Annotated in this window: 15 protein-coding genes and 1 pseudogene; 7 read left to right on the forward strand and 9 right to left on the reverse strand. The window is 38.8% G+C overall.

What is annotated here, in order from left to right; translation table 11 throughout:
* Positions 1-35: 35 nt before the first annotated feature.
* The 9 genes from PVV70_RS04010 to rpsF form a co-directional block, all read right to left on the reverse strand.
* Positions 36-785 carry an SDR family NAD(P)-dependent oxidoreductase gene (locus PVV70_RS04010; RefSeq protein WP_273758036.1) on the reverse strand — a complete coding sequence of 250 codons (750 nt, stop codon included), beginning with the start codon at positions 783-785 and terminating at the stop codon, positions 36-38.
* A gap of 2 nt (positions 786-787) precedes the next feature.
* A complete protein-coding gene (purF, locus tag PVV70_RS04015; RefSeq protein ID WP_273758037.1) occupies positions 788-2,278 on the reverse strand; it encodes an amidophosphoribosyltransferase in 1,491 nt (496 codons plus the stop codon).
* Positions 2,279-2,356: 78 nt separating this feature from the next.
* Positions 2,357-2,938: a CvpA family protein gene (locus PVV70_RS04020; protein WP_273758004.1), complete on the reverse strand. Its 582-nt coding sequence runs from the start codon at positions 2,936-2,938 to the stop codon at positions 2,357-2,359.
* A gap of 120 nt (positions 2,939-3,058) precedes the next feature.
* Complete coding sequence (gene radA, locus PVV70_RS04025) at positions 3,059-4,456, reverse strand: DNA repair protein RadA (protein ID WP_273758005.1); 1,398 nt, start codon at positions 4,454-4,456, stop codon at positions 3,059-3,061.
* A 6-nt stretch (positions 4,457-4,462) separates the two neighbouring features.
* Entirely contained in the window at positions 4,463-5,953 is a 1,491-nt protein-coding gene (locus PVV70_RS04030) for a replicative DNA helicase (RefSeq protein WP_273758006.1), read from the reverse strand.
* A 593-nt stretch (positions 5,954-6,546) separates the two neighbouring features.
* Positions 6,547-7,143 (reverse strand): 50S ribosomal protein L9, encoded by a 597-nt coding sequence (rplI, locus tag PVV70_RS04035; protein ID WP_273758007.1) that lies wholly within the window; start codon positions 7,141-7,143, stop codon positions 6,547-6,549.
* Positions 7,144-7,168: 25 nt separating this feature from the next.
* The gene (locus tag PVV70_RS04040; RefSeq protein WP_273758008.1) at positions 7,169-8,149 is read right to left on the reverse strand and encodes a hypothetical protein; all 981 of its coding nucleotides are present in this window, start codon (positions 8,147-8,149) and stop codon (positions 7,169-7,171) included.
* Between the two features lie 149 nt (positions 8,150-8,298).
* Positions 8,299-8,547 carry a 30S ribosomal protein S18 gene (gene rpsR / locus PVV70_RS04045; protein WP_005773744.1) on the reverse strand — a complete coding sequence of 83 codons (249 nt, stop codon included), beginning with the start codon at positions 8,545-8,547 and terminating at the stop codon, positions 8,299-8,301.
* Positions 8,547-8,954, reverse strand: a complete 408-nt coding sequence (gene rpsF / locus PVV70_RS04050) for a 30S ribosomal protein S6 (RefSeq protein WP_273758009.1) — start codon at positions 8,952-8,954, stop codon at positions 8,547-8,549. The genes rpsR and rpsF overlap by 1 nt, the downstream gene beginning before the upstream one ends.
* 345 nt (positions 8,955-9,299) lie before the next feature.
* On the opposite strand from rpsF, the gene PVV70_RS04055 reads away from it, so the two are divergent.
* The 7 genes and pseudogenes from PVV70_RS04055 (at position 9,300) to gmk (ending at position 15,663) form a co-directional block, all read left to right on the forward strand.
* On the forward strand, positions 9,300-9,887 hold the full coding sequence (locus tag PVV70_RS04055) for an undecaprenyl-diphosphatase (protein ID WP_273758010.1): 588 nt from the start codon (positions 9,300-9,302) through the stop codon (positions 9,885-9,887).
* 78 nt (positions 9,888-9,965) lie between these two features.
* On the forward strand, positions 9,966-10,910 hold the full coding sequence (gene fabD / locus PVV70_RS04060) for an ACP S-malonyltransferase (protein ID WP_273758011.1): 945 nt from the start codon (positions 9,966-9,968) through the stop codon (positions 10,908-10,910).
* A gap of 19 nt (positions 10,911-10,929) precedes the next feature.
* Entirely contained in the window at positions 10,930-11,667 is a 738-nt protein-coding gene (fabG, locus tag PVV70_RS04065; protein ID WP_273758013.1) for a 3-oxoacyl-[acyl-carrier-protein] reductase, read from the forward strand.
* 261 nt (positions 11,668-11,928) lie between these two features.
* The gene (locus PVV70_RS04070; RefSeq protein ID WP_004860281.1) at positions 11,929-12,165 is read left to right on the forward strand and encodes an acyl carrier protein; all 237 of its coding nucleotides are present in this window, start codon (positions 11,929-11,931) and stop codon (positions 12,163-12,165) included.
* Positions 12,166-12,266: 101 nt separating this feature from the next.
* Positions 12,267-13,529 carry a beta-ketoacyl-ACP synthase II gene (fabF, locus tag PVV70_RS04075; protein ID WP_273758015.1) on the forward strand — a complete coding sequence of 421 codons (1,263 nt, stop codon included), beginning with the start codon at positions 12,267-12,269 and terminating at the stop codon, positions 13,527-13,529.
* 66 nt (positions 13,530-13,595) lie between these two features.
* Positions 13,596-14,704 (forward strand): annotated as a pseudogene (mltG, locus tag PVV70_RS04080) (endolytic transglycosylase MltG).
* 293 nt (positions 14,705-14,997) lie between these two features.
* Complete coding sequence (gene gmk / locus PVV70_RS04085) at positions 14,998-15,663, forward strand: guanylate kinase (protein WP_273717557.1); 666 nt, start codon at positions 14,998-15,000, stop codon at positions 15,661-15,663.
* Positions 15,664-15,672 lie beyond the last annotated feature (9 nt).

Consider the following 15,672-nt stretch of genomic DNA (forward strand, 5'->3'; position numbering starts at 1 on the left):
GAGAGAGATTGGTCTATTTACATTTCAGATGATGATCAATGAGGGGCATAATAATCCACAAACCGATTTTCACGGACATTAAAGAGTTTTCCAGTTTCCTTTAAATCAGGTGAGAGCAAATGGACTATTTTTTTTGCAACCTCTTGTGGTGAGGGGAGCGCTTCTGGATCTTCACCAGGCATAGCTTCAGCACGCATGGCAGTGCGTGTGGCTCCAGGGTTGATACAATTAATCTTGATAGGGGTTTGTTTGAGTTCTTCTGCCCAACAACGGGCAATCATTTCTAAAGCCGCTTTAGAGGCTGCATATGCCCCCCAGAAAGGGCGTGCAACATGCGCAACGCTTGAGGATAATAGGATGGCGCGTCCAGCATCAGATTCACGTAATAAAGGCTCAACAGCTTTTATTAAGCGCCATTGGCTGAAAAGATTTATTTGAAAGACATCTTCAAAGATCGTATTTTCTATATGCGCTATTGGTGAAAGTGTTCCAAGGATTCCCGCATTTGCAACGATAATATCGAGCTTTTTCCATCGATTGGCAATAGAGAGTGCAAGAGCATCGATGTTTTCCATATGATGCAAATCGAGCGGAACGAGAGTTGCATGAGCTCCTTTTTTTCGGATTTGATTGTCCAATTCAGTCAGTCCGCTGACTGTTCGTGCAAGAGCAATAATATGAGCGCCGCGTGCAGCGAGCTCGAGTGCTAAATAATAGCCAATTCCTCTTGATGCACCAGTAACGAGTGCAACACGCCCATGGAGACTAAAATCATATTTTGTCATCATTAATCTCTTGTTTTAAGAACAGATGATTGATGAATTTTGGAGAGGTTTTCTTGATCAACCAGATGTGTAGGATAATATCCAGTAAAATAATGGTCAGTAAATTGTGGATCGGCATTGTTTCGTTTTTCTCCTGCTACAGCAAGATATAATCCGTCCGTTGAAAGAAATTCTAAAGAGTCTGCTCCAATAAAATTGCACATAGATTTTAAATCTGGATATTGATTTGCTAAAAGGCTTTCAGCTTTAGGTGTATCAATGCCATAAAAGTCAGGATAGAAAATCATAGGGCTAGAGACGCGCATATGAACTTCCTTTGCTCCTGCATCGCGAAGCATTCGCACAATTTTAAGGGATGTTGTTCCCCGTACAATAGAGTCATCAACCAGAATAACACGTTTTCCTTCAATCATAGGACGGTTTGCCGAATGTTTTAACTTGACGCCAAAAGCGCGAATTTGTTGTGTTGGTTCGATAAAAGTGCGGCCAACATAGTGATTACGAATAATACCAAGCTCGAAGGGAATTCCAATTTCTTGTGCATAGCCAATTGCAGCAGGTGTTCCGCCATCTGGAACAGGAACCACAACATCACCCTCACAAGGAGCTTCCTGTGCTAAACGGATTCCCATATTTTTGCGTGTTGTATAAACACTACGCCCACCAACGATTGAGTCCGGACGGGCAAAATAAACATATTCAAATAAGCAAAGTTTTTCTGGTTTTGCATTTTCTGGTTTTATAATTTTTTTCGTAATTTCTCCATTTTTTTGTATTTCACATATAATGATTTCTCCATTTTTAACATCACGGACATATTTTGCTCCAATAATATCAAGAGCACAAGTTTCAGAACAAAAGATAGGCTTACCATCAAGTTCTCCCATCACTAGAGGTCTAATTCCGGTTGGATCGCGTGCTGCAATAAGCTTTGTACGTGTAAGCGCTAACATAGCATACCCACCTTCTACTTGCCGAATCGCATCAACAAAACGATCAGAGGACGATTCATAACGTGAGCGGGCAATAAGATGGAGAAAAACCTCTGAATCTGACGTTGATTGACAGATAGCACCAGAAGCGATGAGTTCACGGCGCAATGTAAGACCATTGGTAAGATTACCATTATGCGCAATAGCAATACCTCCAACTTTCAATTCAGCAAAAAGAGGTTGAACATTGCGTAATGCCACTTCTCCAGTTGTTGAATAACGGGTATGTCCAATAGCGCGATTCCCTGGTAAGCGTGCAAGTGTTGCGGGGTTTGTATAGTGATCACCAACGAGACCTAAATGCTTTTCTTGATGAAATATTTTATTATGATAAGAAACAATACCCGCTGCTTCTTGCCCACGATGCTGGAGTGCGTGAAGTCCAAGAGCGGTCAATGTTGCAGCATCTTCATGCCCAAGAATGCCAAAAACCCCGCATTCTTCGTGAAGGGTATCATCATCTAATGAAAATTCTTGACAGGAAATATCGCTTTTTATCATCATATTCTTTCAGTTGTGATAGAGAGGAATCATTCATATCATATTTTACATCATTTAGTTCTCTTTCCTCATGAAAAGCTATTCTCCATTTTTAAGAAGCGTTTTCTCATGAGGGTGTTTCTTATTCGTATGTTTATCGCTGTCTTTAAACAAATTTTCCGCCTTTTCGAGAACAGATCCAAGATCTTTTGGGAGTATTTCCCAAACTTTTTGTCCCAGTGAATCCAAGATAGGCCTTGTTCTAGCATTTTTTAACCAGTCTGCTTGGTTTTCCGGTTTAATCAGGGCATTAAGAAGCAACATACTGATAACCATAATCAGTAAACCACGAAGTGCTCCAAAAATAAAACCAATCGTGCGGTCAAGGATACCAATTCGACTATCAATAATAAAATCAGAGATTTTCATTGTAATAATTGAAGTAATAATGAGAACAATAATAAAAATTGTGACCAATGTTGTGATCAATGCAATCATTTTATTAGAGAAATATTGTTCAAAGAAAGGTAAAACAGGTTTGAATAAAAACAGTGTCGTAACAGCTGCGATTGCCCAAGAAATCAACGATAACACTTCACGTGAAAATCCTCGAAGCATAGCAAGAAAAGCGGACAACAGGATGATGACTACGACAATTCCATCAAGGATTGTTATGATCATTTGTTTGTTCCTTATACATAAAGTTGTGTTCTTTAAATCTGTGTGCAAACATATCTTTGTTAGGTTATTTTTTTATTCTTATAGCAAGGATATTTTGTATTTTATAGCATTTTTTCTATATTATCCTTCCTGTGGTGTAGGCCATTTTTTACTTGCGGTAAGAGTGGCAACAAGTTCGGGAAGGTCGGAGAAAGTTTTTTGTTGAAAATTGATCGACTTCATCATTTCGGTTGTTGTCGTGGGATGAAAAGCTCCCTGAAAGCCGAGTTTTTTTGCTTCATTGATGCGTTGTGCTGAATGTGCAACAGCGCGAGTAGCTCCTGAAAGACTGACTTCACCAAAGTATACATAATCCGTTGGCAAAGGGATATTGGCAAGAGAAGAGACCAAAGCAGCGGCTACAGCTAAATCAGCAGCAGGTTCTGATATACGATATCCACCTGCCACGTTCAGATAGACATCATGCTGTCCAAAACGAATGCCACAATGGGCTTCTAAAACGGCGAGAATCATAGAAAGACGATTTCCATCCCATCCGACAACTGCACGTCTTGGTGTTCCAAGAGAAGAAGGAGCAACAAGCGCTTGAATTTCTACCAATATCGGGCGTGTTCCCTCCATACCCGCAAAAACAGCTGCCCCTGGCGCTTTTTCATTACGTTCTCCTAAAAACAATTCGGATGGATTTATCACTTCGCGTAATCCTTTATCAGACATTTCAAAAACACCAATTTCATCTGTTGGTCCGAAGCGATTTTTTACAGTTCTAAGAATGCGATAATGATGCCCTCCTTCACCCTCAAAATAGAGAACACCATCAACCATGTGTTCAACAACCCGAGGACCAGCAATTTGCCCATCTTTTGTCACATGCCCCACAAGAACAACAGCGGCTCCTGTTTTTTTGGCAAAGCGGATCATTGCCTGAGCACCAATACGGACTTGTGTGACAGTGCCGGGGGCTGAATCTGCTGTATCTGACCATAGGGTTTGAATCGAATCGATAATCACCATATCAAGGTTTTTATGTTCGCTTAAGGTTGCAAGAATATCTTCAACATTGGTTTCAGCAGCAAGTTTCACTTCTGTATTATGAGCGCCAAGCCTTTGCGCACGCAAACAAATTTGCGCAATAGCCTCTTCACCTGAGACATAGATAACATGGTGTCCTTTGCGTGATAAAGCAGCTGCTGTTTGTGTAAGCAATGTTGATTTTCCAATACCTGGATCACCACCAACAAGGAGTGCTGATCCACGAACGAAGCCCCCACCCGTAACACGATCAAGTTCAGCAATACCTGAATGAATACGTGGAGCATCTTGGATATCTCCAGAAAGAGATGTAAGGGTGACGATGCGTCCTTTACGAGCATTCTGCTTAGGACCACTTCCTATGCCGCCATTTATATTTTCTTCAATAAGTGAATTCCATTCTCCACAGGCGCTACATTTCCCTGCCCAACGAGAATGGATGGTTCCACAATTTTGACAGATAAATTGAACACGAGTGCGTGCCATGTCAATTTAACCAATTTGTTCTGGAAGATAATTGCTATCTGCCAGATCACTAAAGCGTGTGAAATCAGATTGAAAGGCAAGGGACACGATTCCTGTTGGTCCGTGACGTTGTTTTGCAACAATGACATCAGCTTTCCCCATAATTTTATCCATTTCATCTTGCCATTTTTGATGTTCCAAAGTGCCTAATTTGGGTTCTTCATTTTTGAAATAATATTCTTCGCGATAGACAAAAAGGACAATGTCGGCATCTTGCTCGATAGAGCCAGATTCACGTAAGTCGGAGAGTTGTGGACGTTTATCTGTTCTGTTTTCGACTTGGCGTGAAAGTTGAGAGAGAGCGATAATAGGAACATTTAATTCTTTCGCTAATGCTTTTAGTCCTGTGGTAATTTCTGTAATCTCTTGAACACGATTTTCTGATGAACGTTTTGAACTGCTTGTCATGAGCTGGATATAATCAATAAACAAGACATCTAAACCATGTTGTCGCTTGAGACGTCGCGCACGAGCAGCCAGTTGCGTAATTGATATTCCCCCAGTTTGATCAATATAAAGAGGTGCTTTTTGGAGCTGGTTCACTGCACGAATGATTTTTGAAAATTGTTCATCTGAAATGTTTCCCCGTCGAATATCAGAAGAAGAGACTTCTGTTTGTTCAGAAATAATACGTGTTGCAAGCTGCTCTGAGGACATTTCAAGTGAGAAGAACCCTACAACGCCACCTTCATTTTCTTGGTTATTGCTATTATGGTTATAAGCATTGGCAATATTAAAGGCAATGTTGGTCGCCAGTGAGGTTTTCCCCATACCAGGGCGTCCAGCAAGGATAATTAAGTCAGATGCTTGTAATCCTCCCATTTTTTCATCAAGTGTTTTAATATGGGTCGCTATCCCCGATAATTGTGAAGAACGCTGTTTCGCTGCACTTGCCATATCGAGTGCTTTTTTGACAGCCTCATTAAAATTTTCAAATCCGCCTCCATATTTCCCTTTTTCTGCGAGCTCAAATAACTGATTTTCAACAGTTTCAATTTGTTGGGTAGGTGTAAGCTCTACAGGAGCATCAAAGGCTGTATTGACAGCTTGAGTTCCAAGGTTAATCAAAGAACGACGAATAAAAAGGTCGTAAATAACGCGTCCATAATCTTCAGCGTTAATAATGGTGACTGCCTCTTTGGCTAAGCGAACAACATACTGGTATACAGTAATATCTCCAATTTTTTCTTCCATTTGGATATAGTGCTTGATCGTAACCGGATCTACACGTTTTCCAGTTTTAATAAGATGGGATAAAACAGCATAAATCTCTTGATGCAACGGTTCAAAAAAATGTTCTGGTTTTAGAAAATCAGAAACACGGTCGAGAGAATCATTGTTGATAAAGATGGCACCAAGCAATGCTTGTTCAGCTTCAATATTATGCGGAAGTTGCCGAAAAGAAGGGGAATCTTCTTTTTTCGAAGAGCTGATATTAACAACGCTAGTTTCTTCCATAAACTTTTCCCACTAAAATTCCAAGTCTAGCTACTTTAGGCGATGAATTTAAAATCGTACATTAAAAGAATAGAGCTACAAAGCTTCATTTTAAGTTAAAATCATATAATTTTTAAAACTCTCTTCTAATGGTTCATTTATCATTCGTGTATTATTAATATAGCATCTATTTCATATGTTTTATTTTTATAATATGTGATTTTCAGTGGCAGTTTCAGCACTCTAAATTGAAATATTTTGAAATTATGTGATTTTAAAATTCTAATACTAGTCTAAGTGGAATGACTTCTTTATAATTGAAATCATTGTAGATCACGTGAGGATATCATTAACTTACCGCTCATGCAAAATTCACTCTTAAGGATAGAGCTTTAAATTATTTTTGCTTTTATGCTGGAAAAACAAAAGCATTTCTCCTTGTTGATGTTATCATTTCTGATATGGAATGTGCTTATATAATATACTTCTTATCCTTCATAAAAATTAGTTCTTTACATACGATAGCCATAAAATACTCAGTTTTAAAGCATGAGTATTTTATGACCAATATTTAAATGGAATAAAAGATATAAAACAGAAAGCAAAAGGAGCAATTAAGCTTCTTGATGAGGACTGTTTATATCGTTTTCATTAATTTCTTCTGCCAACAATTCTTCCTGACTTTCTTCTAATATTTCTTCTTGAATATCATATATTTCTTTAGCAGAAGTAAGAGTTTCACCTTCTGCTTGGCGTTGTGCTTCACTGGTAGAGCGTGCAACATTAATAACCACAGAAATTTGAACTTCAGGATGGAGGCTAAGAGTAATTGTATGAAGACCGATCATTTTTATTGGATGATTAAGTTCAATTTGATTTCGCCCAATAGAGAATCCTTCATTTGTTATGATTTCAGCAATATCACGTGTTGAAACAGATCCATAAAGTTGTCCTGTTTCACCAGCAGAACGAACAGCAATAAATGATTGACCATCAAGTTTTTCAGCAATTTTTTGTGCTTCGCTTTTGCGTTCAAGATTACGTGCTTCAAGTTGTGCACGTTGTATCTCAAAATGTTTCTTATTCGCTTCATTTGCGCGTAAAGCTTTACCTTGAGGTAAGAGAAAATTACGTGCATAACCATCTTTAACTGAGACAATATCACCCATCTGACCAAGACGAGGAATGCGCTCAAGTAAAATAATATCCATAGTTTTTCCTTTCGAACAAATAAATTTAGGGAAGTTTTTTGCGTGATTGAAAATTGTACTGAATAGCAGCCCAAATACCCATCAAAAGCATCATGAAAGAAATAGGTGGGAAAAAAACAACAGTTAAAATAGCAATATAAACAAAAGAAAGTATAATAATCCGACCGTTGACCCCTTCTGTAATATTATGAAGATAGGCTAGACCACTAATTGCTATGATGACAGTATAGGCAGAGCTGAAGACACGTGTCCCCAAATGAAGAGAATCGCTCAATTCAATCATTGAGGCGATGGAAACAAGGATAAAAATAACAATGCCAGAAATTGGAAGGCGAAGAGTTTTACTCCAATCATCCCGAGGTCTTTTCAGCCATTTCATATATTGGGCTGTTATCATTGAAAAATAAAGATTACCAATGAGAAAAATCAAACTATAAACGGTTAGAGCGATAGCTGCTAAAGTTGCAGCATGCGCCATTAAAAACTCACTAACATTAAGTATATCAGCTTCTTTTAATGACTGCACTTGTTGTAAAGTTTGTACTATGTTTGCAGCGATTTTTTTTGCAATGAGAGGGGTGCTTGGACGGGTTTTTATATAGAGTCCAATGAAGGTGACTATGAGAGCAATAAAGTTGGTTAAATGAAAAATAACAGACGATAATGGGTACCATATCAATGTGTTTTCTTTTTGCGCTGGTCGTGCCAGTCCAAGAAGCCAAGAGGCATAAACAGCTGGAAGAAAAGATAACAGCATAAGCCCAAGAGCAATATAAATATCCGTAGCTATGACAAGAATAACAGTCGCACTTATTAAGGCAACGAAGCTAGCAAATGTTCCTTGACCGAACGCAACAATAAAAATTGGCAATGAAATAAAACAGCCAAGAAGAAGAGAAAAAGAGGGAATGATATTGGCAAAACTGATGATTGCCATTCCTATCACAACAGCAAACAATCCCGCCAAAACACCAGTTAATATCTCATCAGTACGATTTTTTTTCATTTATTGCTGTCCTGCTTTCTGCAGTTAGAGGCATATCAATACCCCAACTTTTATATTTAAGCTTAAGATAGGATCCGATAAGCTATTTTTCTAAACCATACAAGAAAAGCAACTGAAGAGTTTCTTCAGTTGCAAAGTATCTTGATCGTTTACTTTATAACGTACGGAAGTAAGCCTAAAAAGCGAGCGCGTTTGATAGCATTAGCTAATTCACGCTGTTTTTTTTGACTAACAGCTGTAATTCGTGAAGGAACAATTTTTCCACGTTCAGAAATATAACGTTGTAACAATTTGATATCTTTATAATCAATTTTAGGCGCATTAGCCCCTGAAAAAGGACACGTTTTACGACGACGATGAAAAGGGCGACGTGCAGAGTTTTGATTTGTATCAGTCATCATTCTACCCCTTCTATAATGTTGTCACGTTGGCGACGTGGGGAACGAGAGCGTTCTTCATCCTGACCAATGTGCGTATTGCGATCAAGGTGTGAAAGCATCGCAGATTTTTCTTTTTCGTGTTTTTCTACACGAATGGTCATGTAGCGCAAAATATCTTCATTGATTCGCATCTGTCGCTCCATTTCAGCAATTGCTACAGCGGGTGCATCAATATTAACCAAGACATAATAAGCCTTACGGTTTTTACGAATACGATAAGCAAGAGGACGAAGTCCCCAATTTTCTACACGCCCAACTTTTCCACCGTGCGTTTCAATGACGCCTTTGTAAAGGCTCAAAAGTTCATCAACTTGCTGCGGTGCAATATCTTGTCGGGCAAGGAACATATGTTCATAAAGAGCCATTGTTTTGCCTTTCTTCAATTAAATTTTACCGGTTTCAGCGCAAAGCCTCTGCGACTTGTCTTTTTGGAAAATCCAAAGAAGAAAGGACGCGTTTACAATTTGAGACATCTCAGAGCGGAGACACGGGAGGCCGGAAACATTGTATTTCCTACTGATATTTTACAGCCCTCCGTTCAACCTCCAGCTAAATGCCGATAATGAACATCTCATATCTACAGGTTATCTTTTAAAATAGCAAGTTTATACACATAAAAAAATAGATTTATTAAATCTTGATATATTTTCAATATATTTCCCTCTTCTATAAAGAGGTAATATTGTAACATAGAGATAAAGGAGAGAAAAATGGACTTTTTAAACCAGATTGATGTTACGCTCTTTAAGATGTTTGTTGGCGGACATCAGTCTTGGTCAATTTTAGTTTTGTTGAGTATTTTTTGTGCGAAGTTTTTAATTTACATGATTCCTATTCATCTTTGTGTATTATGGTTTTGTGGTGGGGAAAAGGAACGATGTGTTGTGCTAAGCATTTGTATAAGTATTGGCATAGTTCTTTTGATAGGTTATCTTATCTCTCTCATTTATTTTCATCCACGCCCATTCGTTGCAGGGTTGACGATACCGCTGATTAAACATCGTGCAACAGCTTCTTTCCCTAGTAATCATGCCTTGACCATTGCAGCTTATACAGCAAGCTTTTATTTTTACCGATACAAAGGTACTTTTAAATTTGCTGTGGTGTTTTTATGCTTGATCTGTTGGGCACGCATCTTTGTGGGGGTACATTATCCCTTTGATATTTTAGCGGGTACAATTTTAGGAAGTCTCACAAGTCTGGGGGTTATTCAGTTTATAGCTCCATATTTTCCTAAATTTTTATATCAAATTCCACCTTTAAAATATAATTTGAAGAGAGATATTCATTCTAAATAAAGCACTTTATCTTGACTTTTTGCGGATGAATAAGGTCAAAAGAAAATAATTTAATGGCACAATTTTAGGAGTCGATGAATGGGTGCAGCTTTTATTTTTCCAGGGCAAGGGAGTCAACTTGTTGGGATGGGGAAAGCGCTTGCAGAGCAATTTTGTGCAGCGCGAATGGTTTTTGAGGAAGTTGATGAAGCTTTGGGTGAGAAATTATCAGAGATCATTTTTGAAGGACCAACAGATGTTTTAACGCTAACAGCCAATGCACAACCAGCATTAATGGCTGTATCCATGGCTGTCATTCGTGTGATGGAACATTTAGGACTTCGTATAGAAGCAAAGGTAAAGTTTGTTGCTGGTCATTCTTTAGGCGAATATTCAGCTCTTTGTGCTGCTGGTACATTCAGTCTTACAGATACGGCAAGGCTTTTGCGCATTCGTGGCGATGCCATGCAGGCTGCTGTTCCAGTTGGTGAAGGCGCTATGGCAGCACTTATCGGTTTAGAAGAGCACGTTGTGGAAGAAATTTGCGAAACTGTTTCTGGAGAAGGACTATGCCAGATTGCCAATGATAATGGTGGTGGGCAAATTGTTATTTCAGGTGAAGCAAAAGCCATTGATACAGCGGTAGAGATTGCATCAACAAAAGGTGCAAAACGTGCGCTTCTTCTTCCGGTTTCTGCACCTTTTCATTCGTCTTTAATGCAGCCTGCTGCGAATGCCATGAAGCAAGCACTTTTGACTGTTAACAAAGCGGCCCCTATTATTCCTTTGATTGCTAACGTTTCTGTTGCACCAGAAAGCGATCCTGAGCGTATTGCTACTCTTCTTGTTCAACAAGTGACTGGGAGGGTGCGGTGGCGTGAAACAATAGAATGGATCGGTGCTAATGGGGTTGATACGCTTTTTGAAGTTGGTTCTGGAAAAGTATTAACAGGTTTAACGCGCCGTATTAACAAGGATATAAAGGGGGTAACAATTGGAACAGTTGATGAAATAGAATCAGCGCTAGGGATGCTTGGCGTTTAATCTATAAGGAGTTAAAAAAATGTTTAGATTAACAGGACGTAAAGCTCTTGTAACGGGGGCATCAGGAGGAATTGGTGAGGCAATTGCACGTTGTTTCCATGCACAAGGCGCCATTGTTGGGCTTCATGGAACACGTGAAGACAAGCTTAAAGAAGTGGCAGCAGAATTAGGACAGAATGTTTTTGTGTTTCCCGCTAATCTTTCTGAACGTCAATCGATTAAACAATTGGCTGAAGTTGCAGAAAAAGAAATGGACGGTGTTGATATTTTGGTCAACAATGCGGGAATCACCAGGGATGGTCTTTTTGTGCGTATGCAAGATAAAGACTGGGATGAAGTTTTAGAAGTTAACCTAACAGCTGCTTCTCTTTTGACGCGTGAATTAACACATTCTATGATGCGTCGTCGTTATGGAAGGATTATTAATATCACATCAGTTGTTGGTGTTGTGGGAAATCCTGGACAAACGAATTATTGTGCTGCAAAAGCAGGCTTGATAGGTTTTTCTAAAGCATTGGCACAAGAAATTGCTTCGCGAAACATTACTGTCAATTGTATTGCTCCAGGATTTATTAAATCTGCAATGACAGATAAGCTTAATGAAAAGCAAAAAGAAGCTATTATGGCTGCGATTCCAATGAAGCGTATGGGGAGTGGGCAAGAAATAGCCACTGCTGCTGTTTATCTAGCGAGCGATGAAGCCGCCTATATGACAGGTCAAACACTCCATATTAATGGTGGAATGGCAATGATTTAAGTATTTTCTTGTATTCCACATTGATTTATAAGCTGTATTATTTTAGATAGTAACGATTAAAATGAAAAGATGCGCTATTTCTTTAACTTGATCGTTGATCAATTGATGTCAGAATGTCAGATTGGTTCATTTTATAGGGGATATCCACAGGATGTTTTAAATCATTGCTAAAATCTTTTAAAGGAATGCATCTATTGCTTGATTAGATGAGCCGATATAGTTAACCAAATTATAGGAAAATATAAATTCGAGGATTTCGATATGAGTGATACAGTAGAGCGCGTTAAAAAAATTATTGTGGAACATCTTGGGGTTAATGCTGATAAAGTCGTGGAAAATGCGAGCTTTATCGACGATCTAGGGGCTGATAGCCTTGATACCGTTGAACTCGTTATGGCTTTTGAAGAAGAATTTGGTGTAGAAATTCCAGATGAAGCTGCTGAAACGATTTTCACAGTTGGTGATGCGGTAAAGTTCATTGATAAAGCTTCTGCATAATTAGCAAAGGGCAAAGGCACTCATTGCTTTTGCCTGTATTCTTCTGAGTTCTTTTGAAAAGAGAGCTTTGAGAGCTAAAGTTTAGTTCAAGGTTAGAAGTTATGAGACGTGTTGTTGTTACTGGTTTAGGATTGGTATCTCCATTGGCTGGTAATATTGAATATAGTTGGAAACGGCTTCTTGAAGGGAGAAGTGGTGTTCGGCGTATTACTGAATTTGATGTGTCCGATTTGCCATGCCAGATTGCAGCGCGTATCCCTGTAGGGGATGGAACAGAGGGCACTTATAATGCTGATTTGTATATGGAACCTAAAGAGCAACGGAAGGTTGATGCATTTATTGTTTATGCAATGGCTGCTGCTAACCAAGCACTTACAGATGCTGAATGGTTTCCTAAGAATGATGAAGATCAGATTTGTACAGGGGTATTAATTGGTTCGGGGATTGGGGGGATTGAGGGCATTGTTGAAGCTGGTTATACGCTTCGTGATAAAGGTCCGCGTCGTGTTTCTCCTTTTTTTATTCCAGGTCGTTTGATTAATCTTGCTTCTGGTTATGTGTCCATTCAATATGGTTTACGGGGGCCTAATCATTCGGTTGTGACGGCTTGTTCGACAGGAGCCCATGCGATCGGTGATGCGACACGTTTGATTATGTTCGGTGATGCAGATGTTATGGTGGCAGGGGGGGCCGAATCTCCGATAAATCGGATATCTCTCGCGGGCTTTTCTGCTTGTAGAGCTCTTTCTACTTGTCGCAATGATGATCCTGAACGGGCCTCACGTCCTTATGATGCTGATCGTGATGGTTTTGTGATGGGGGAGGGAGCGGCGGTTGTTGTTTTAGAAGAACTGGAACATGCTAAAAAACGAGGAGCACGTATTTATGCTGAGGTTATCGGCTATGGTTTATCGGGTGATGCTTACCACATTACAGCTCCTTCAGAAAGTGGTGAAGGGGCTCAGCGTAGTATGATGGCCGCTCTTAAGCGCGCACAAGTGAATGTGAGTGAACTTGATTATATTAATGCTCATGGTACATCAACGATGGCTGATTCCATAGAGCTAGCAGCTGTTGAGCGTGTTTTAGGGAATTATGCACCACAAGTTTCTATGTCATCAACCAAATCCTCTATCGGGCATTTACTTGGTGCAGCCGGTGCTGCTGAGGCTATTTTTTGTATTTTAGCTATACGGGATAACATAGCGCCAGCGACACTTAATCTTGACAACCCATCGATTGAAACGAAAATTGATCTTGTCCCGCACAAACCACGTGAACGAAAGATTGATACGATTCTTTCCAATTCTTTTGGATTTGGTGGGACAAATGCATCGTTGGTGATGCAGCGTTTTAGGGGATAATAAGTATTTTTATTTAATTTCTGCTTAAGAAGTTATAATATTGTCCTTAATCGCTTTTGAGGGGTTATGTCTGATGTGAAAAATGGAAAATCATTAAAGGACATAAGTGATTCCTCTTTGAATCATTGAGCAGATAGTTAGGCATGTTAACACATAAAAAACAAAAGAAATCATCTATCGTCCGTAATCCATTGGTCATTCTTGGTCATTTTTTTCTCATGCTGATTGTGATTATTCTTTTCGGCATAAGTATTCCTCTTTATATTGGAAAAAGTATTTTTGAAGAAAAGGGAAAAATTGAGGAAGAACAAGTTATTCTTATCAGTCCTGGCACAGGAATTCGTGAAATTGCTTCATTACTAGAAAAACGTGGTTTCATTCGATCATCAGATATTTTTGTTTATGGGGTTGGCTATCACAAAAACACAAGTCACCTGAAGGCTGGTGAATATTTAATTCCAGCCCATGCTTCAATGCAGGATATTATGGATATTCTTGTGAAAGGAAAATCCATTGAGTATGCCTTTACAGTACCGGAAGGTTTAACGGTTCAGCAAGTTTTCGATCGTTTAGCGGCAAATGAAATTTTGATTGGGGACCTTCCAAAAGTTTTGCCTCCAGAGGGCTATTTGATGACGGATACTGTTCGCTTTATTCGGGGGACAACACGTAAAGAAATTATAAACAGATTGTATGAGGGACAGAAAAAATTAATTCATGCGATATGGGCTACGCGTTCACTTGATTTACCCATTAAATCAATTGATGAATTTGTCATATTGGCCTCAATTGTTGAAAAAGAAACAGGTGTTGCAGCAGAGAGGCCAATGGTTGCTGCGGTATTTTATAACCGCCTTGCAAAGCATATGCGTCTTCAATCGGATCCAACGGTAATTTATGGTCTCTTTGGAGGAAAAGGAAAGCCATCGGGACGTGCGATTTACCGTTCAGATCTTGAGAAGGAAACACCCTATAATACTTATAAAATTAATGGTTTGCCCCCAACAGCTATTGCAAATCCAGGTCGCGATTCTTTGAAAGCGGTGGCACATCCACCAAGCAGTGATGCGCTTTATTTTGTTGCAGATGGTTCAGGAGGACATGTTTTCTCTCGAACCTTAGAAGAACATAATATGAATGTTCACAAATGGCGAGAATTAAAGGCAAGACATTGATTTATAATGATACCGCATTTTTTGACATCGTAAATGAAAGCCCCCAATATAGTAAGATTTTTCTACTTAAACTTTTGATGAGAATGATAAAAAATGATTTTCTTGTATGTTACAAGTAGGATGAGCGTATAGATACAAAATATTTAAGAGATAAATTAATATATTTCTGATAAATTATCTCAATAAAAGTATAGAATAATATTGAGAACGGCTAAAAAAATTGATTAGGGAAAAGTTTAGATAATGTATCGTCCAAATTTTGAAGAAAAATTTATACAAAGTAGAGTGGTGTAATGACAGTCATTGAAAGTGAATTGAATACTCTAAAAACAAAACAACGCCGCGGTTTTTTATTTATTCTCTCTTCACCTTCAGGTGCTGGTAAATCAACAATTTCGAGGTTGCTTTTAAAAGATGGACACTTAGAGCTTTCTGTCAGTGTGACCACAAGGAAAAAGCGTTCCAGTGAAGTAAATGGACTCCACTATCACTTTATTTCCAAGGAAGAGTTTGACCATAAACGTGATAGAGATGAATTTATTGAATGGGCAGAAGTCCATGGGAATTATTATGGTACGTTACGTGAAACTGTTGAAAATACATTGAGTGTTGGCCGTGATATGCTATTTGATATTGATTATCAAGGCACCAAGCAGATGCAAAAAAAGATGCCAGGAGACACCGTATCTGTTTTTATTCTTCCACCATCAATGAAAGAGCTTGTTTCGCGTTTACATCGTCGAGCAGAAGATAGTCAAGATATCATCAATTTACGATTGGAAAATGCACGAACGGAGCTAACGCATTGGCGTTCTTATGATTATATTGTAATTAATGAGGATTTAGATCAGTCTTTATCTTTTATTAGGTCAATTTATTTAGCTGAAACCGCAAAACGCGAGAGATGTGCTTTTCTTGAAACTTTTATTAATGAACTTATTTTTGAAAAGATTGATTAATATTTTTAT

It is taken from the genome of Bartonella sp. AU55XJBT, from assembly GCF_028618525.1.